The sequence below is a fragment of the Myroides gitamensis genome (genome assembly GCF_029894455.1).
GTDB lineage: Bacteria > Bacteroidota > Bacteroidia > Flavobacteriales > Flavobacteriaceae > Flavobacterium > Flavobacterium odoratum.
Map to the genome: position 1 here is coordinate 2347856 of NZ_JARYHN010000001.1, position 18413 is coordinate 2366268.

At 36.1% G+C, this 18413-nt stretch carries 18 protein-coding genes; 7 read left to right on the top strand and 11 right to left on the bottom strand.

The genetic code is table 11. The annotated features are described in order from the left end of the window. Positions 1–30: 30 nt before the first annotated feature. The 5 genes from M2306_RS10325 to M2306_RS10345 form a co-directional block, all read right to left on the bottom strand. A complete protein-coding gene (locus M2306_RS10325; RefSeq protein WP_115092689.1) occupies positions 31–1890 on the bottom strand; it encodes an ABC-F family ATP-binding cassette domain-containing protein in 1860 nt (619 codons plus the stop codon). A gap of 63 nt (positions 1891–1953) precedes the next feature. Further along, on the bottom strand, positions 1954–3093 hold the full coding sequence (locus M2306_RS10330) for a metallophosphoesterase (protein WP_259189614.1): 1140 nt from the start codon (positions 3091–3093) through the stop codon (positions 1954–1956). Positions 3094–3219: 126 nt separating this feature from the next. After that, positions 3220–6183, bottom strand: a complete 2964-nt coding sequence (locus tag M2306_RS10335) for a sensor histidine kinase (protein WP_259189616.1) — start codon at positions 6181–6183, stop codon at positions 3220–3222. Next, positions 6180–6950: a LytR/AlgR family response regulator transcription factor gene (locus M2306_RS10340; RefSeq protein ID WP_259189617.1), complete on the bottom strand. Its 771-nt coding sequence runs from the start codon at positions 6948–6950 to the stop codon at positions 6180–6182. Before M2306_RS10340 ends, M2306_RS10335 begins: the two co-directional genes overlap by 4 nt. Before the next feature lie 71 nt (positions 6951–7021). After that, positions 7022–8623 carry an ABC transporter substrate-binding protein gene (locus M2306_RS10345; RefSeq protein WP_259189619.1) on the bottom strand — a complete coding sequence of 534 codons (1602 nt, stop codon included), beginning with the start codon at positions 8621–8623 and terminating at the stop codon, positions 7022–7024. 89 nt (positions 8624–8712) lie between these two features. On the opposite strand from M2306_RS10345, the gene mtaB reads away from it, so the two are divergent. Further along, positions 8713–10032: a tRNA (N(6)-L-threonylcarbamoyladenosine(37)-C(2))-methylthiotransferase MtaB gene (gene mtaB, locus M2306_RS10350; protein ID WP_002990473.1), complete on the top strand. Its 1320-nt coding sequence runs from the start codon at positions 8713–8715 to the stop codon at positions 10030–10032. A gap of 259 nt (positions 10033–10291) precedes the next feature. Here the strand turns inward: mtaB and M2306_RS10355 are convergent, their stop codons facing one another. Beyond that, complete coding sequence (locus M2306_RS10355) at positions 10292–10573, bottom strand: GNAT family N-acetyltransferase (protein WP_002990470.1); 282 nt, start codon at positions 10571–10573, stop codon at positions 10292–10294. Between the two features lie 219 nt (positions 10574–10792). On the opposite strand from M2306_RS10355, the gene M2306_RS10360 reads away from it, so the two are divergent. The 3 genes from M2306_RS10360 (at position 10793) to M2306_RS10370 (ending at position 12652) form a co-directional block, all read left to right on the top strand. After that, on the top strand, positions 10793–11449 hold the full coding sequence (locus M2306_RS10360) for an alpha/beta hydrolase (protein ID WP_259189621.1): 657 nt from the start codon (positions 10793–10795) through the stop codon (positions 11447–11449). A gap of 2 nt (positions 11450–11451) precedes the next feature. Next, positions 11452–12345 carry a lytic transglycosylase domain-containing protein gene (locus tag M2306_RS10365; RefSeq protein ID WP_259189624.1) on the top strand — a complete coding sequence of 298 codons (894 nt, stop codon included), beginning with the start codon at positions 11452–11454 and terminating at the stop codon, positions 12343–12345. Positions 12346–12448: 103 nt separating this feature from the next. Continuing rightward, complete coding sequence (locus M2306_RS10370) at positions 12449–12652, top strand: hypothetical protein (RefSeq protein WP_002990460.1); 204 nt, start codon at positions 12449–12451, stop codon at positions 12650–12652. On the opposite strand, the gene M2306_RS10375 is transcribed toward M2306_RS10370, so the two are convergent. After that, a complete protein-coding gene (locus M2306_RS10375; protein WP_259189625.1) occupies positions 12647–13432 on the bottom strand; it encodes an alpha/beta fold hydrolase in 786 nt (261 codons plus the stop codon). The two genes, M2306_RS10370 and M2306_RS10375, sit on opposite strands and share 6 nt — an antisense overlap. Before the next feature lie 164 nt (positions 13433–13596). Here M2306_RS10375 and M2306_RS10380 point away from each other — a divergent pair, with 164 nt between their 5' ends. Beyond that, positions 13597–14151: a hypothetical protein gene (locus tag M2306_RS10380; RefSeq protein WP_259189627.1), complete on the top strand. Its 555-nt coding sequence runs from the start codon at positions 13597–13599 to the stop codon at positions 14149–14151. An 81-nt stretch (positions 14152–14232) separates the two neighbouring features. Here the strand turns inward: M2306_RS10380 and M2306_RS10385 are convergent, their stop codons facing one another. Continuing rightward, positions 14233–14835 carry a nitroreductase family protein gene (locus tag M2306_RS10385; protein WP_259189629.1) on the bottom strand — a complete coding sequence of 201 codons (603 nt, stop codon included), beginning with the start codon at positions 14833–14835 and terminating at the stop codon, positions 14233–14235. 105 nt (positions 14836–14940) lie between these two features. On the opposite strand from M2306_RS10385, the gene M2306_RS10390 reads away from it, so the two are divergent. Then, positions 14941–15318 carry a winged helix-turn-helix transcriptional regulator gene (locus tag M2306_RS10390; protein WP_115092681.1) on the top strand — a complete coding sequence of 126 codons (378 nt, stop codon included), beginning with the start codon at positions 14941–14943 and terminating at the stop codon, positions 15316–15318. 71 nt (positions 15319–15389) lie between these two features. On the opposite strand, the gene M2306_RS10395 is transcribed toward M2306_RS10390, so the two are convergent. Then, positions 15390–15938, bottom strand: a complete 549-nt coding sequence (locus tag M2306_RS10395) for a YbhB/YbcL family Raf kinase inhibitor-like protein (RefSeq protein WP_259189631.1) — start codon at positions 15936–15938, stop codon at positions 15390–15392. Between the two features lie 89 nt (positions 15939–16027). Then, positions 16028–16861 carry a helix-turn-helix domain-containing protein gene (locus tag M2306_RS10400; RefSeq protein WP_259189632.1) on the bottom strand — a complete coding sequence of 278 codons (834 nt, stop codon included), beginning with the start codon at positions 16859–16861 and terminating at the stop codon, positions 16028–16030. Between the two features lie 270 nt (positions 16862–17131). Between M2306_RS10400 and M2306_RS10405 the strand changes: the two genes are divergently transcribed. Beyond that, a complete protein-coding gene (locus M2306_RS10405) occupies positions 17132–17356 on the top strand; it encodes a CDGSH iron-sulfur domain-containing protein (protein WP_060875030.1) in 225 nt (74 codons plus the stop codon). A 278-nt stretch (positions 17357–17634) separates the two neighbouring features. On the opposite strand, the gene M2306_RS10410 is transcribed toward M2306_RS10405, so the two are convergent. Next, entirely contained in the window at positions 17635–18084 is a 450-nt protein-coding gene (locus M2306_RS10410; protein ID WP_259189635.1) for a hypothetical protein, read from the bottom strand. Between the last annotated feature and the right edge of the window lie 329 nt (positions 18085–18413).

Genomic DNA, 18413 nt, shown 5'->3' on the forward strand with positions numbered 1-18413 from the left:
CCCTCTTTTCTGCTTTTTTTGCCCTCGAAATTACTCCCCTTTTTTGGCTGATAATTCAAACCATCTTTCTTCTTTTTCTTCGAGTTCTTTTATTATTTTTTTCAGCGCATTTGCTTTTTCGTCAATTTGGTTTTCTTGTACTTTTCCGTCTGCAAATTCTTTTTCAATTTCTTGTTTTTGCTCTTCCAATTTTGTCATTTCGCGCTCAATTTTTTGAAGCTCTTTTTGTTCTTGAAACGTCAATCCATTTTGTACTTGATTTTCCTTCCAATTTACTTTTTCTTTTGGCGCTTCCTCTTTCACAGGCTCAATACTGTCTTCATACGTTCTGAAATCAGAATAGTTTCCTGGGAAATCTTCAATTTCTCCTTCTCCTCTAAAGACAAATAAGTGATCGACAATCTTATCCATGAAATAACGGTCGTGAGAAACCACTACCAAACAACCAGGATAATCCAATAAGAAGCTTTCTAATACGTTCAACGTTACGATATCCAAATCGTTTGTTGGCTCATCCAGAATCAAGAAATTCGGGTTTTGAATTAAAACAGTACACAAGTACAAGCGTTTTAGCTCCCCTCCACTCAATTTTTCAACAAAATCGTGCTGTTTCTTGCGATCAAATAGAAAACGCTCTAAAAGCTGTCCTGCTGAGATAGAACGTCCTTTCGCTAATGGAATATACTCACCAAACTCTTTGATAACATCAATTACTTTCTGTTCAGGCTTAATCGAAATTCCGCCTTGTGTATAATAACCAATCTTAATTGTTTCCCCAATCACAACTTTTCCAGTATCGGGTTTCATCGTTTGCGTCAGGATATTCAAGAAGGTTGATTTTCCAGATCCGTTCTTTCCGATGATTCCAATGCGTTCTCCTCGGTTAAACATATAGCTATAATCTTGTAAAATCACTTTTCCATTGAATGACTTGTTCAACTTGTGTAATTCTACAACCTTACTTCCCATGCGCTCCATGTTAATTTCCAGCTCCACTTGGTGCTCTTTTCTTCTGCTGCTCGCTTTTTCTTTGATTACATAGAAGTCATCAATACGCGATTTTGATTTTGTTGTACGCGCTTTTGGCTGTCTTCTCATCCAAGATAATTCTTTGACAAAAAGATTTTGAGCCTTGTCAATACTTGCATTTTCAGCTGCTATTCGCTCTTCTTTCTTTTCTAAATAGTACGAATAGTTCCCTTTGTATTGGTAAATTAATCCGTTATCTAATTCGATAATTTCATTACACACACGCTCCAAGAAAAAGCGGTCGTGGGTCACCATAAACAACGTGATATTTTCTTTAGCGAAATAGTTCTCCAGCCATTCGATCATCTCTAGATCTAAGTGGTTGGTTGGCTCATCCAGTATCAACAAATCAGGTTTATTGATTAAGATAATAGCCAAAGCCAAACGCTTCTTCTGTCCTCCAGAAAGCGTTTTTACTTTTAACTTTAAATCGTCTAATTTTAGTTTCGTTAAAATCTGCTTGTATTGTGTTTCAAAATCCCAAGCATTGTGAATCTCCATTTGCTCAAAAGCTTTTTGATAAGCATCCTCATCCTCTGGATTTTCCAATGCTTTTTCATAGGCTTCGATTACTTTAAGAATATCACTATCTGAAGCGAAGATACTTTCTTCGATGGTCAGTTCATCTTGTAAATTAGGTTCTTGCGATAGAAATTCCATGCGAATTCCCTTGCGAATAACTACTTGTCCGCTATCAGGATCATCCAATCCTGTTATTATTTTTAAAATAGTCGATTTTCCCGATCCATTTTTTGCGACAAAAGCAATCTTTTGATCTTTATTAATACCAAATGACACATTTTCAAACAAGTTATGCGCCCCAAAAGATTTCGATATATTTTCTACTGATAAATAATTCACTTCAACTAAATTTTGACAAAAATAACCTTTTATTCTCCATTAAAAAAGTTTGTGTTTTTTCCCTTACACTTTCTCTTTTTTATCTTTCGTTTTTAACGTAACAACCACGTATTCTGATTGTGTTCCAATGCGGTATCTTCCGCCCCAAATCCCCAATCCAGAGCTAATGTAATATTGTGTATTTCCCTTCTTTACATATCCATGCGATTGTTCAAACAAATAATCCGTAATCCAAGAAAAAGGCCAAACTTGTCCGCGATGTGTATGTCCTGAAAACTGAAAATCCATTTGCTGTTTCTCAGCTGCCTCCAATGCATAAGGCTGATGGTCTAAAACAAGTTGTATTTTCGTTGGATCAGGCTGAACCAATTCAGCTAAAGTCTTGCGATGCGGATTAGATTTATCATCTCTTCCTATCAGTTGCAGTTGTCCATCGATGAGGTTCATAACCTCATCTCTCAAAACGGTGATATTCGCTTTCGCTAAAAAAGCCAAACTCATTTCGACATTGGCGAGGTACTCGTGATTCCCTAAACACGCATAAACGCCGTGTTTACTTTTTATTTCACTTAAAAGCTCATCCAATTTATAGTACGTCAAAGGCAGTAAGCTATTATCAATAATATCCCCAGCGAATAAAACAAGATCTGCTTCTTGTTCATTAATAAAGGCTACCCAACGTTTTAATTCTTTTCTAGTAATGGCATGTCCTAAATGCAGGTCGCTCAAGACTACTATCTTTAGCGGCTGATCCAATGGTTTTTCTGTTTCTAAATCGAGGTGAACAACTTTCTTTCGATAATAATTGATATTACCTATCCAAGCAATTCCTACAGTTCCCAATACGATAAACCACGCTTGCAATTGATCCAATCGAATCAATGATTGGGTCCATTTTCCGATAAAGTCACCCATCACAAGTAGGAATAAATCCGATAATAACGCCAACAGAAAAGTATAGATGATTAACATCAACCATCCTGTCCCTACCTTATATAAGATAGCCGCTTTGGGCACACTGACGCGCTTTCTAAAAGTAAAAAATAAAATAGGCGATATCACCAAAAAAGCAACAGCTACTCCATATAATACTTGAATGCCCCAAGGGGTTGCATCAAATAAGGGGTATACGCGGAATCCTAAGTAAATATTCGCTAAAAAATACGCAATAAAAATTCCGACAAACAACAATCTTCCTTTCATAAAACAAGAATTAAATCAGCAGCACGCTCTTTCTTTTAGGATTTTCAACTGCCTTATCACAATAATACAATCCTTTCTGTCATTCCTTAGTTTTATTAACAAATAATTGACGTGATTTTCGTTGATTTATTCACTTAAAGTGTCTTTTAATACCAAACGAATCCGTGTTCCTGCTGTCGTAGATTGTATGCTAATATGCTCCTCTAAGTAATCTTGAATCATCTTCATTCGCTCTTTGACTAAAAACAATCCTTTTGAATCGTGTTTTGATAAGGGCTCCGGGGCTTGTTGTTTTCCGATACCATTGTCGATGACTTCCAAAATCACATCGCGTTGTTGTCGATACACTTTCACTATAATCTTGGGGTTTTCAATACTTTCGGGAAAGGCATGTACCAAGCTGTTTTCAATAAAAGGTTGAAGCAATAAAGGTGGAATCATAATGTGATGTATATTCAATTGTGCATCAATCTCGATTTCCAACTGAACGCGTTCATCCAATCGCATATTCTCTAATTCAAAATAGCCTTGAACATAATCGAGTTCTTCTTTGATGCTCACTTGTTCAACCATAGATAGGTTTAGTGTTTTTCGAATTAAAGAAGCAAATCGCTCCAAATAATACAACGCTTCTTCTTCTTTATGTGCAATGATAAAATATTGAAACGAACTGAGCACATTAAAAATAAAATGTGTATTCAACTGACTTCGAACAGAAAGCACCTTTAATTCCGCTACTTTTTTCTCATAGCGCAACTGTTTGTCTTTACTTTCTTGTTGTCGCTTTATGCGCTGTATGAGAAGTACAACAATTCCAATTCCCAGTAATACGAGTAAACTAAAAAACCACCAACTATAATAAAAAGGCGGCATGATAGTTACATGGAGCAGTGTTTTCACTTGCTCTGCTCCTTTATCGTAATCGTAAATTCTAATTTCAATCGGATACTCTCCCGAATTTAAATAATTCAATGACAGCATCCGTTGATCTAAATCCAACCATTCTTCTGTGGGTTTAACGCGATATTGAAACTTTAATTTTTCTGGGTATTTTGCGCCTAATAAAACAAAATTGACAAAAATAGAATTTTGATCATAGGGTAATTCTAGCTCTCGATTTCCCTGCTCTTCTAGCTTTTTCAAATCTAATTTTGTTCCGTTTACCTTAATTGAAGATAGCACAAGATCATAAGTAACCTTTTGAGGTTTAAAATAATCAAGATCTAGGGTATACAATCCAGCATCCGTTCCTAACATCAATTGCTTTCCTAAAACGACACTGCTTTTTACATTGTAATTGTCCAGTCCTTGCTCTGTATTAAACAGAAAAGTTCCCGCTGCATCCAAAACCGTCACTCCCTTATTTGTTCCGATAAGCAATTGATCATTCCTATAATGTAAAAAGGTTATTCCGTGTCCTAAAATAGCTTGTTGAGGAATTTTCCGAATGATTTTAGGTTCTTGTCCACTGACATCTAAGCAATAGATATCACCAAAATCAGTCGCCACATATAGCGTTTCACCTGCTCCTTTTTCAAGGTGCTTCAGTCGATTTTCTAAAAATACGCCCTCACTTAAAAAAGAGCGAAAATGGTTGTTTTCATACACATATAAACCATCCAATGCTCCCGCCAAGTACATTTTATCTCCAATGGCCTGCATGCCTACAATATCGCGAGGAACATAACTCCCATCCTCTCGATCGAGGAATTGATAGCGAAAAGCAGCTATATTTTGATACAATCTTACCCCTCCATAAGGGTCTGTTTCTAGCAATTGATTTTGAATAAAATCAAACTGGTAGGTGTGTACTCCTACATAACTTTCAATTTCTCCTTGAAAATTCAATTGAAACAAGCCAATATTCGTACTGACCCAAATAGCGTTTAGCCCTTGGACTGCCTTGTAAAACTGAATTTGTTCAGAGGGTATTTGATGTTCTATTTCAAAAAAATGATGGGCTCGAGTCGTCACCCCCACAAACTTTTTATGGTGAGCTAATTGATAGGCTTTAAAAGCGGTTTTTTCAAGCGTATGAGTAACTTGATTGTTACGCACCAAGCACAATCCATTTGTACCAAAGACATAAGCCGTATCACCAGATAATGCAATGGCTTCTACTGGCCCAAAACGCGGATCAAAGCGCAAAGGAGAAGCCAAGTCCACTTGAAACAGCCCCTGTTTTTTACTTCCAACATACAAAAACTTGCGTTTAGCATCATAAGCTAAACTATAGAGTTCTGCATTGTTAATTCCATATTTTTGATTGAGTTTCTCTATCTGCTGCCCATCCCATGCATAAATTCCTCCACCTTCATTTAAAATATCCGCTCCTACCCAATACACCTGATTCTCTACGGATTGAAAAAAACGAGTCCCTTTAATTCCGTGTTTCACTATCGGTTGATTGGATGGAAGGGAATGAATTTCCAAGTCAAACTTTAACCCCAAGAATAGGGCTTGATGTTTGGAATCAAAAAAAGAAACTGTAATTTCTTTTTCCTCGCCTATGGGAATGAGCGTTCTTCCTTTTATTTGAAATATACCATGATTAATTGTAGTCGCAAAAACTGACTCACCAATTTGGTAAAAACTAGAAACAGGACTGGGCGTTTTAAGCGTATTTCGGGGTTCTTGTTTGTCGATAATCAACGTTTGAATATCAAGCGTAGTGATACCTTCTGATGTTCCAATATACAATTTAGATGCAGCAACAAATAGCGTATTGATACGCGTAGCAAATAATCCCGACTGTTCCTTAAACAAAAGCGTCTGTTTTTGGCCTTTATACAATATCCCCTGTCCATAGCTTCCGATCCAGATTCCTTGATCCTTATCCTCAACTATAGCTGTAATATTAGTAAAACGGTGCTGAAGCGATTCCTCATCAATAGCAATTTGCCCTTGCTGACGAACGCTCAATCCCGCTCTTGAACCAATCCAAAGGACACCCCTAGAGTCTAATAAAAGCGCTCTAATGTCATTGGCTATCAGTCCATCTTCTGTTGTATAACGTTTGGTAACCGTTGTTTGTGCGTAAAGCAAAGGAAATGCAATTCCAAATAGCAAGAGCACAAGCCTCCTTCTCATAACTCAAGCAATCTAAATTCTTTCATTTTAGTTGCTGAAACGACAATGTCATGGTTAATCTCCTGATCATTAATGATTACCTTATCTTTAAAAACAACGCGATTTGTACCAATCTCTATGTGTTTAACTCGTTTAAAATTAACGACATATGATCGGCCTACACGATGAAATTGCGGGTGCTTTAATTTTGAAGAAACTGCTCCTAACGTTTTAGATATCAAATACTTTTGATCTTGTAAATAGATTTCACAGTAATTGTCATCTGCTCTGCAATATAGAATATCTTCTATCGCAACAACTTCTCTCTTTTGATTGTTTTTGATTAGTTTGATAAAAGATTGTTGGCTTTCCTTTTCAACAAATTTATCGTAAGCAGCTTGTAAGTTTTCAACAGCTATCGGTTTCAATAAATAATGTAAACAAGTATATTCATTTAAAACTTCTAGTGCATACTGACTATAAGCGGTGGTGATAACCACTTCAAACGGAAGTGGCTCTTTAAAGTAGTCAAACAAAGCCAACCCGTTTTCTTTAGGCATTTGAATGTCTAAAAAAACCAAATCTGGCACGTATTGCTCAATCATTTTTACTGCTTCTGCGACTGATTTTGCCATATAAAACACCATTTTATGTTGGATTTGAATGCTATTCAGCAATCGGTGTTTTAATACTTCCGCAACTTTCATTTCGTCATCCACAATTAGAACGACTAACTCATTCATAATAGTATTCGTGTGTAAGGTTGTAACATAAATAGAATATCTCATTGATATTCTGCGACTTCAAATATACTATTATATCTAAAATAAATCTCCATTGGAAGAAAAATTATATTTCTTTATTCCTTCCAAACTTTTTTTAGAAATAAATTGTTCATGGGATTGATTCCCAATTGATGAATATCCTTTCGGCTAAATCGCACCGCTTGATCATAGAAGAGAATAAGTGCGGGCACTTCCTCTGCAATTAACTGATCCATTTGCTCATACAATTGCTCACGCTCTTTCTCATCCGTAACCAAGAAAGCTTTTTCATACAATCGATCATAGGCCTGATTGGCAAAAAAAGTATAATTAGGCCCATTAGGTGCTTTGTTTTTACTGTAGAATAACGACAGGTAATTTTCTGCATCCGGGTAATCAGCAATCCAACTTCCCCTAAAAAAAGCAATCTTTCCCGAAGCCATTCCCTGTCTTAAAGTAGCTGGTGGCATCACGTCAATTTCAACAGTTAACCCAATTTTTTGCCATTCTCTTTGCAAGTATTCCGCAATATCTAAATAGCCCGCATTGGTAGACAACGGAATCACCACGCTGGTCAAGTTATTTTCTTTTTTATAAGCTTGTACAAGTGCTTTAGCCTTTGTAACATCATACAGTGTTTCCACCTGAATATTGCCTTTCAAGCCTTGGGGAATAATCCCTCCTACTGCTGTAGTTCCCATGCCACTTCTCAGGTGCTTGAGCATTTTTTCGCGGTCAAATCCTATGTTTAACGCTTGGCGAATTCGCTTATCACTTATAGCGCTTTGTTTATCTTCCATATTGAAGCCCAAATACTCTGTGTTGAGGTAAGGTCCCGTTTCCATTTGTACCAAGGACTGATACTTGTCTTGTAATTTTCCTTCTAGCGTAATTAAATCATCTTTATAAGAAGGGTCTAAACCTGAAATAAAATCAAGTTTTCCTTGTATAAACTGCAAAAAGGCACTTTGCTTATCTGGCAAAAAAGTAATAGCTACCGATTCCAAATAAGGCAATTGAACTCCTTTTTCATCTGTTTCAAAATAGTTGGGATTACGACGTAAAACTAATTTGACATTTTCTTCCCAAAATTTAAAATAAAAAGGCCCCGTTCCAATCGGATGTGTTCTAAAATCATGTTGCGGGTCTTCAACCACTTCACGAGGCACGACTGAGGCATAACGCATGGACAACAAGCCTAAAATGGCAGGAAAAGATTCTTTTAGTTCCAATCGAAAGACAGTGTCATTCAACGCTTCATACTGCTTTACTTTCTGCATGATCCACGCACCTGGAGAGGCGGTTCTCGCATCCGTTAGTCGATCTAAACTATAAACGAAGTCACTAGCTGTTACTGCTCGCGTCTGTGCTGCTCCAAAAGCGGGATGTGGATGAAAATACACGTCTTTGCGCAAGGTAAAATCGTAGGTTAACCCATCCGGAGAAGCTTGCCATGATTGAGCAATATCTCCCACGACTTGCAACTGATCATCCAGCTGAACCAATCCATTAAACAATTGGTTACACGGCCAAATGATTGCCATACTTCGCGCAAAAGCTGGGTCAAGTGTTTGAATATTTGAACTTTCATTGTATCGAAATACTGCTCCTCTCTCATTTTCATCTCTTTTATTTTGACAAGAATAAACAGTGAAGACAACACAAAGAATTGATATATAATAAATTATTGATTTCATCAAACCGAATTTTGTACGTAAATTTGCAAGCTTTGTGACAACAAAGAGTAAATATACTTCAAAGTTACTACTCATAGTAAAGAATGATTATGGAAAATAGAAAAAAAGTAGCTTTTTACACCCTAGGATGTAAGCTAAACTTTTCTGAAACCTCAACAATAGCAAGAAGTTTCGTAGATGAAGGTTTTGATCGTGTTGAATTTGAGGATGTGGCAGACATTTATGTAATTAATACATGTTCTGTAACCGAAAATGCAGATAAACAATTCAAACAAATAGTAAAAAAGGCGCAAAAGAAAAACGACAAGGCTTTTATTGCCGCTGTAGGTTGTTATGCGCAATTAAAACCTGCTGAATTAGCCAATGTAGATGGCGTGGATTTGGTTTTAGGAGCAACTGAAAAATTCAAACTAACGGATTATATCAATGACCTTTCTAAAAATGAAATGGGACAAGTGCATTCTTGTGAAATTTCTGAAGCCGATTTTTACGTAGGATCTTATTCTATAGGTGATCGAACAAGAGCGTTCTTGAAGGTACAGGATGGTTGTGATTATAAATGTACGTATTGTACGATTCCATTGGCTCGAGGAATTTCTCGTAGTGATACCATGGAAAATGTAATGAAAAATGCAGCAGAGATTTCTGCTCAAGACATCAAAGAAATTGTCTTGACAGGAGTTAACATTGGAGACTACGGAAAAGGTGAATTTGGAAATAAGAAGCACGAACACACCTTTTTAGAACTTGTACAAGCCTTGGATCAAGTAGAGGGAATTGAGCGTTTACGTATCTCGTCTATCGAGCCTAACTTATTGAAAAATGAGACGATTGAGTTCGTTTCTAAAAGTAGAACCTTCGTTCCTCACTTTCATATTCCGCTACAATCGGGAAGCAATGACATTTTGAAAAAAATGAAACGCCGTTATATGCGCGAACTATACGTTGAACGTGTAGATAAAATTCGCACGGTCATGCCAGATTGTTGTATTGGTGTGGATGTGATTGTTGGTTTTCCTGGTGAAACAGACGAAAAGTTTTTGGATACTTATAATTTCTTGAGCAATTTAGAAATTTCATATCTGCATGTATTCACCTATTCTGAACGCGACAATACTGAAGCGGTTGACATGGAAGGTGTAGTACCAATGGAGGTGAGAAACAAAAGAAGCAAAATGTTACGCGGTTTATCCGTGAAGAAACGCAGAGCTTTTTACGAATCTCAACTTGGTTTAGACAAAACGGTCTTATTTGAAAGTGAAAACAAAGAGGGATACATCCACGGTTTTACAGAAAACTATGTCAAAGTAAAAACACCTTGGGATCCTGCTTTAGTTAATACTTTACGCCCAATTAAATTAACTAAAATTGATGAAGACGGTATCGTTCGATTTGATTTTCTAGATTAAACCCAAATTCCGCATTAGCCGAATACTACGAGTTAATTCTACTTTATATCTCATTCACTTCTTCTAAAACCATACTATAGTATGCTTTTTTCATAAGTTCAGCGCTATTTTGTATAATTCACTCTCGTTCATCCGTCTATTGCTGAATTTGGGTTAAATAAAAAAAACCTGTTTGAATTGAAGTTCAAACAGGTTTTGTTTTTTTCACCCATTAGGGGTATGTTGTGTGTGTTATAAGTGGTTTTTAAATCTCACAGGATTAAATTCTTATCCCTGGAGGAAGCATTTCTTTGTAAATAGGATTTTTCCTAAAGAAAGAAACAATTTTTGGATGTGTAGGAACGACTCTCAATCTTTTTTCTCTAACAATATCAAGTACTCCTTTTAAGAAATCGATGGATTGTGCCTGAACACCTTCTTCAAATCCTTTTAATTTGGTAAGAAAGATTTTTCTTTCTTGAAGTGAATACTCCACGCTAAGCAAACCTTGATCGGTTTCGAGCTCAAACTGACGAAGCAATTCATTGTCTTTAATTTCCATTATACTAAAATTTTATATTTTCATGTTAGGCAAAATGTTCTTTTTCATAGCATAAAAAGAATAAAGGACTCACCCGAGTCATCTTTCCATAACAAAATTATATCGCAAGAAATTTTTAGCGCTTATATAGGATGTAAACAAAAAGTTTTATTCCTATATTTATCAAAGTTCGTCATTTTTTTCCAAACCACCCCTATTAACTATGTTAATTTATTTAAAATGAACAAAATACCAATTTATTTCTTTCCTGGAATGTCATCAACTTCACTCATATTTGAAAGATTGGAATGGGATACTACACGTTTTGAATTGCATTTTTTAGAATGGTTACCTTGCGAAAAAAAAGAAAGCTTACTTGCTTATACCAAAAAATACATTCCCCTTATTCAACATAATAACCCTATCTTGGTAGGCGTTTCATTTGGAGGCATTATCGCGCAAGAATTAATGAAGCTCATTGACGTTCAAAAAGTGATTATCATTTCGAGTGTACGGACGAACAAAGAATTTCCGAGGCGTTTTAAATGGGCTAAATATACCCGACTATATAAACTCCTCCCAACGCATGGAATTGAGTTTCTCCTTCGCATGATTGAACGATATGGCAATGACAAACAAAAAAAACGCGTGACCTTGTACAATCGCTATTTATCTGTTCGAGATCCTCATTATCTGAACTGGTGTATTCAAGCCGTTCTGACCTGGGATCAAACAGAAGAATTAGATCATGTGATTCATATTCACGGAACGAAAGACGAGATATTTCCGTTTAAAAACGTACGAAATGCAATTGAAGTTCAAGGGGGAACACACGCCATGATTATAGTGAAATACAAATGGTTTAATCAACATCTAGAAAAAATTATACTGAAATAACAATGAAAAAGAGTCTTAAAAATGTGCTTTACACAGCGGCAGTTGTGGGCATAGCGTCTACTTTTATTTTTGCATCCGCACATGCAACTGCGGATCCTGTAGAAGCAAAAAATCCAACCGATCACCATGTTCCGCTTCCTTTAACTGCAAATTTTGCAGGAGAGAAGGCTCCTTTGGATGTGATTGATGTCAAAGAGCGTTTTGATCGCGAGATGATCATCAATGCGAACCTGCATTCATCTACCACCTTGGTCATCAAAAGAGCGGAACGTTATTTCCCTATTATTGAACCTATTTTAAAAAAGAACAATATCCCAGATGACTTTAAATACCTATGTGTAATTGAAAGTACCTTATCCAATGTTGTTTCCTCTGCAGGAGCTTCTGGATTTTGGCAATTTATGAAAGGAACAGCAGGAGAATACAACTTAGTCGTTGATGAGTATATCGATGAGCGCTATCACTTAGAGAAAGCGACGGAAGCCGCATGTAAATACTTTAAGGATGCAAAAGCTCGCTTTGGTTCTTGGACCATGGTAGCTGCCGCTTACAACCGTGGAATGGCAGGTATGACTAAAGCAATGAATGCACAATACGTAGACAACTACTATGATTTATTCCTGAATCAAGAAACTTCGCGCTATGTATTTCGTATCCTTGCCATGAAAGAAATCATGACTAATCCACAAAAATACGGATATGACATTCCTAAATCAGAAAAGTATCCACCTATTCCAATGCGTACAATTACGTTAGATAAAGATATTGAAGACCTACCTATGTTTGCTATAGAACAAGGTTCTAACTATAAACTATTGAAGTTATACAATCCGTGGTTGGTGAATACCAATGTAAAAACAAAAGGCAAGACGTATACAATTGAATTGCCGAGATAAATAAAGAATAGCCTAATCTAAATTGTTAGATTAGGCTATTCTTTTTGTCCTTCTTTTATCCTGCAAATGATTTTATATCTTTGTGAACGATACAACAAGAACAATGGATAAAGAAACGTATATCAAAACTGCCCTAGAGACAATTAAAGCCAAGAATCTTCAAGTGCCTTTCGAACTGGCCCAAGGGAGTGTTATTACTAATTTAGATCAATACTTAAACAGTTTGAAATCTTCCTATTTACAAGCGAAAGACCCTCGAATAGAACAACTATTTTTTGATAAGATTGAACATTTACTCAAACTATAAGTAGCGATTTAAAAAGGAGATAATCAACGTTAAGGTTTTCTCCTTTTGTTCTTTATGGGGGATATGCCCTACTCCTTCAAAGATATATTGTTCTGCAATTCCACTAACTTGTGTAACGGTATCTTCTACTTGTTTCAATGTTCCATATTCGTCCAAGTCGCCTTGTAAGAATAGCAAAGGTGACGTAATACGAGGCAATTCAGGCACCATCGTCCAATTGCGATAATCAGGGCTCAACCAGATATCAAACCAAGCATAACACAACTTTTCTACGCGTTCTCCATGGTATTTTGCTAAACGATAGCGCAAATCCGTCTCCTCGTATGCCTTTTTTGCATCAGCTACTCCTTGGATTGTTACATCTTCTACAAAAACATGACCTGCTTCAATCACCATCGCAGCAGTATTCTCGGGATACAAAACCCCATACCACAACGCAATAGAAGCCCCGTCACTATGCCCAAACACAGCAAGTTTGCCTAATTGCAAAACAAGGCGTAAACGCTCTAAAAACGCTCCTTCTTCTGCTAAATAATCATTCGCTCGAAAAGAAGTCTGCATGGGTTGTGATTTCCCGTACCCAATACGATCATAAACCATAACGTTGCATTGCAATTGACTAGCCAATAAACCAGGCCAATCACGCCACAATTCCACGCTTCCTAATGAATCGTGTAATAAAACTAAGGTTGTATCAGTCTTGGGATGTTCATGAGTATACAAATGCACAAAAATTTGTTGCCCATCTACTGGAATGAATTGCTCAGTCAGTTTATACATTGTTGTTTAGCTTTTCTCAAAAATAAGATTTTTAATTCAATGCTTATACATATTCCAGATGATTAATTGCGAATATAGCAATAACGCTCTATTGTTACGCTTTCTGAAATTAGCAATCCCCAATTTATACTCCTATCTTTAATCTTTTATAAATTCAATCTATCATGAAAAATTTACTTGTCCTGCTGTTTTGTATCAGCGGTGTATTATGTGGAAAAGCCCAAACGCCAAATGCTTCCCAACAGTTTATACACAACCTCGCGGAGCATTGCGGTAAAGCCTATAAAGGGACCATTGTATCTACACCTGTTCCTGCAGATTTTGATAACAAAGAATTAATTATGTACGTTTCCTCTTGTGATAAACGAGAAGTAAAGATTGCTTTTTTTGTAGGAGATGATCTTTCTCGCACTTGGGTATTTACCTCAAAAGGAGACCGAATTGAATTGAAACACGACCACCGTCAACGCAATGGAAAACCAGATGAGGTAACCATGTATGGTGGAACAACAACTAATTCAGGCACCCCTCATATTCAATATTTCCCTGCCGATCAAGAAACGGCCTTGGATATCCCTGCCGCTGTATCTAACCTGTGGTGGGTAACCATTGACGAAAAAGAATACAGTTATAACTTACAACGCGCTGGTTCTAAAACAAGCTTTAACGTTGTGTTTGATATCACAAAACCTATTACTACGGATAAACGAGCGTGGTAAATTGGTTGACAGTTTACAGTTAACCACAAACCGTTCACTGTAAACCGTTAACCGTCCCCCTTAACCATTAACCCTTAACCCTTAAATCGATTCTATAATTTCCTCTAATTCAAAACGAGTTTTAGGAGATACTGTTGGGTGTGCTGTATCCGAATGATCAGCATATCCTACTGTAACAACAAATAAAGGCGCATATCCTTCTTGCCCTAGTATAGTTTTATAAGCTTGACGATCGATTCCTTCCATCGGCGTTGCATCCAATCCTAAACTAATACAAGCGGATAAAAAGTATCCTAAAGACAGGTATACTTGATTCTCCATCCACGATTTTGTTGCTTGTTCACCACGAGCACGTACTAAAGGTTCATAAAAGCCTTTAATCCATCCTTCCGGTAAGATTGAAATATTGCGGGCTTCAAAGTGTTCAATATCTTCCATTACACTAAATACCACGACTAATCCTACGTCATTGATGGAATTCTCATTCGTATAAGACTGTGCTGCTAATTTCGCTTTCACCTTTTCATTGGTCACAAAAGTAAACTTCCAAGGTTGACTATTAATAGACGAAGGACTTAAGCGAATGATTGCTTTTAATTCTTCAATTTGTGCCGCCGAAATCTTTTTAGTCACGTCGTATTTTTTAGCTGCATACCTGCGTTTTGCTAAATCTAAGAAATTCATACTCATCGTTTTTTTATTTATTTTATTAATACTATACTTTTTATAGTTGCAAACTTATATATAGTAAACTATCTTTGCAATAACGGTCATAAAGGATAGCAACAGATGTATACGATAGACAACCAAGAATTCCCATGCAGTACAAGTTTGACAATGAGATACATAGGTGGTAAATGGAAAGCCGTCATTCTCATTCATTTAATAGAAAAAAAACGATATAGCGAATTGAGAAAGGCAATTCCGATGATAACGGAACGCACCTTAAGCTTACAACTCAAGGAATTAGAAGAACACGGTTTGATTAACAGAACCGTTTATACTAGTAAACCACCTTTAAAAGTGGAATACGAATTAACTGATTTTGGGCAAACCCTAATTCCGTTACTCACTGCCATTGCACAATGGGGAAAAGCAACAGGCGCATCGAAAGATAACATTACGTATACGCCAAATGAAGATATTCCTTGTTCGATATTAGAGTAATGAAAAAGCTAGATACAAAAAAAGTCTTCGTAAAATCGAAGACTTTTTTTGTATGTAATTCACTCTTTATCTTATCGTTTATAATAAGCAACGATACTCGCTTTTGCTAAAGTTTGATTCCCTAGGTTAAACCCAACCAAAGCAGGATGCACATTCGAATCTAATCCTAATGTTTTTGTTTTTAAAGCATAAATCGTAAAGATATATTGGTGATATCCGTGTCCTTCTGGTGGGCATGGTCCTCCAAATCCCTTCATTCCATAATCAGTCTTGCTTTGAATTGCTCCTTTAGGTGCTAAATCCAAGCTACTATCCCCTGCATTTGCAACTAATTCAGTTACATTCGAAGGAATATCAAATACCACCCAATGCCAAAATCCACTTCCTGTTGGTGCATCGGGATCATACATTGTAATCGCAAAACTCTGCGTCCCTTCAGGTGCATTTTCCCAAGACAATTGAGGAGATTGGTTCAATCCTGCACAACCAAATCCGTTAAATTCCATTTGTTTTGTTCCTTGTCCACCTAAATCCTTACTCGATAAAGTAAATGTTTTTTGCGCAAATATTGACGTTGATAGCATCAAGAATAGCAGCATGAATACTTGTTGTTTTTTCATTTTAATTTAATTAAAAAATTTCAAGTAAAAGTACTGCTACGCTTAGTTAGGTGGATTTTTCTATTGGTTCAAAAACTATCGCTAAAAGCTCATTTTATCTGATCTTGTTTAGGAGTAACCCCAAATTTGATTTTATAAGCCTGAATGAAACTCGATAAACTCTCATACCCTATTTCAAGGTAGATTTCCGAGGCCGTTTTCTTTTCGAAATGCAACAAATAACGCGCATAGTCCAATCGTTTGTTCTGAAACCACTGCATAGGTGATTCAGCATAATGTTTTTCAAAGGTTCTTTTAAAAGTAGAAACACTCATATTACACAAAAAAGCAAGTTCCTTGAGGGTTAACTTATGATGCTTATTACTTTCAATGGTACGAGTAAACTTTTGTGTACTGTCATTATGATGCAACAAAGAGTAGAGCAAATCCATCCCATAGACTTCAATAAGATACCACATAATTTCGTCGAATTTCACTGCTAATAATCGATGCTGAGCTTCTGTTGAGAGTTTATCAATATCAAGCAAACTAGCTACATATCGAAGAATAAAATCGTCGTATGCAAAGGAATGAATCGATTGATATTCCTGTGCCTGCGGTGGGTTTAACTCTATTTTTTGAGCAAACTTCTGAATATCTTCCTTGCTAAAGAAGAACAATACGCTTCTGTACGTACTATGTTTAGATAGCTTTTCCGTCATCAAACAATGTCCTGCCTTCATCAGAAGAAAACTTGATGGATCAATAACTTGTATGGCATCATCAAAAACAACCTCTTTTACTCCCTCCAACAAAAAACTAAACACATATTGATTCAAAACGATTTGCTGACGAGCGATTTCTTGGGAACTGCAATAATCAAAAATTTGAATCGAGGCTGAAGCATCGAGGTTCAAATCATTCGGAAGTGTAATTAGGTTCATTGGACTTATTCATTAATTTCCCCTTATACATCATCCTATCTTTCCGCAATAAAACGCACAAATCAAAGCTGATTAGGGTTGGTTAAAAATACGAAAATGCAATCGTATTTAAGGTTGAAAAAACTTTTTCACCTCTTTTTAGCTTTTTTCTTTTATTCCCAATGATTTAGCTGAATTTGCTAAAAAGGAATCTTTCTAAATAGAAATGCCCCGTAATAGGACTCGTATTATTGTTCTATTATTGTACAAAATAACAAAACTCAAATAGACATGTCAAAGACAAAACTAACAATCAACAATAACGGATCAGTAAAGATCGAAGGCGATTTTGAAATCGTAGACCGAAATGGAAATGCGTATGGATTACAAGGTAGAACCGTACTTTCAATCTGTCGTTGTGGGCTTTCAAAAAACAAACCATTTTGTGATGGTGCACACAATGGTCACTTTGAACATGAAGCTGTTGCATTCGATCTTCCACCAAAGAAAGTATAGGTTATTTACTAGCAAAAATAAAATTAAGGGCGGATAGTTATTCGCCCTTAATTAAACAGTAGGACTTACTACAAAACAAAAAAAGTCCTAACTTTCGTTAAGACTTTTTCGTGATCCAATCAGGATTATTTTACAACACATAACTAATTGATTTACAAATACCTATTGTTTTTTAAGGGTATCTATAACCTTCAGGTGTTTATCAATTTATTTGATATGAAATCATTTTTTTCCTATTTCTCCCATTAACGGAATAAAGTTTATATACTTTATCTCAATTATTCTATTGCATTATATAAAATACGACCGATTCCTTTTTTTACTAACTTCATACTACCTGCCTTACCATTGTTAAGCACATTAACACTATAGAGAATTTCCTCTCCGCTAAGTCCTGATGCTGTAAAACGAGCAGTATAAACATAATCGTTTTTTACCACGGTATAATTAGTAAGAACATCTTCATAAAAATAATAAAAATCTTCTATCTCTTCATCCGTAGTTAATTGTGTCTCACTATAATGATTACTAGGAACATAGGTTGGCACTAGAGCGTTTGGATCCACGTGTTTTTTTAAAAAGTCATGAAGAAACACATCTAAAGTTCTTGTAGCTTCTTGAATGACATAGTCTTTCCTTTGCCCAGGAGACAAGTTTCTTAAATTTATTTCTTGGGCATGAATTGTGCCAAAAGAAATAAAAATAAATAATAACAGTATATTTTTCATGTGCACTGATTAAGCATAAAATATAGGAATTATCTAAAATACAACTTCTTTTTAAACTGTAATCAATTTTGCCTTTTTACGTAGTCCCCGACTTTTTATACTGGATCCCTTGATTCGGAAGTTGTGGATCCCTTACTTAGACGGTACAACTTCGTACAAACAAAAAAAGTCCTAACTTTCGTTAAGACTTTTCGTGATCCAATCAGGATTATTTTACGAAATATAACAGATTAATATTTAAATACTTAACAGTTTACTCGTGTCAAAAATGGGACATGAAATATTTTTATGTAAAAGATAAAAGCACACTCATAATTTAAATGATAGGA

Bases quoted from the DNA above. Each gene is read 5' to 3' on its own strand.
- M2306_RS10330 (WP_259189614.1), bottom strand. From the start codon at position 3,093: ATGAAAGGAAGATTGTTGTTTGTCGGAATTTTTATTGCGTATTTTTTA.
- M2306_RS10335 (WP_259189616.1), bottom strand. From the start codon at position 6,183: ATGAGAAGGAGGCTTGTGCTCTTGCTATTTGGAATTGCATTTCCTTTG.
- M2306_RS10340 (WP_259189617.1), bottom strand. From the start codon at position 6,950: ATGAGATATTCTATTTATGTTACAACCTTACACACGAATACTATTATG.
- M2306_RS10345 (WP_259189619.1), bottom strand. From the start codon at position 8,623: ATGAAATCAATAATTTATTATATATCAATTCTTTGTGTTGTCTTCACT.
- mtaB (WP_002990473.1), top strand. From the start codon at position 8,713: ATGGAAAATAGAAAAAAAGTAGCTTTTTACACCCTAGGATGTAAGCTA.
- M2306_RS10355 (WP_002990470.1), bottom strand. From the start codon at position 10,573: ATGGAAATTAAAGACAATGAATTGCTTCGTCAGTTTGAGCTCGAAACC.
- M2306_RS10360 (WP_259189621.1), top strand. From the start codon at position 10,793: ATGAACAAAATACCAATTTATTTCTTTCCTGGAATGTCATCAACTTCA.
- M2306_RS10365 (WP_259189624.1), top strand. From the start codon at position 11,452: ATGAAAAAGAGTCTTAAAAATGTGCTTTACACAGCGGCAGTTGTGGGC.
- M2306_RS10370 (WP_002990460.1), top strand. From the start codon at position 12,449: ATGGATAAAGAAACGTATATCAAAACTGCCCTAGAGACAATTAAAGCC.
- M2306_RS10375 (WP_259189625.1), bottom strand. From the start codon at position 13,432: ATGTATAAACTGACTGAGCAATTCATTCCAGTAGATGGGCAACAAATT.
- M2306_RS10380 (WP_259189627.1), top strand. From the start codon at position 13,597: ATGAAAAATTTACTTGTCCTGCTGTTTTGTATCAGCGGTGTATTATGT.
- M2306_RS10385 (WP_259189629.1), bottom strand. From the start codon at position 14,835: ATGAATTTCTTAGATTTAGCAAAACGCAGGTATGCAGCTAAAAAATAC.
- M2306_RS10390 (WP_115092681.1), top strand. From the start codon at position 14,941: ATGTATACGATAGACAACCAAGAATTCCCATGCAGTACAAGTTTGACA.
- M2306_RS10395 (WP_259189631.1), bottom strand. From the start codon at position 15,938: ATGAAAAAACAACAAGTATTCATGCTGCTATTCTTGATGCTATCAACG.
- M2306_RS10400 (WP_259189632.1), bottom strand. From the start codon at position 16,861: ATGAACCTAATTACACTTCCGAATGATTTGAACCTCGATGCTTCAGCC.
- M2306_RS10405 (WP_060875030.1), top strand. From the start codon at position 17,132: ATGTCAAAGACAAAACTAACAATCAACAATAACGGATCAGTAAAGATC.
- M2306_RS10410 (WP_259189635.1), bottom strand. From the start codon at position 18,084: ATGAAAAATATACTGTTATTATTTATTTTTATTTCTTTTGGCACAATT.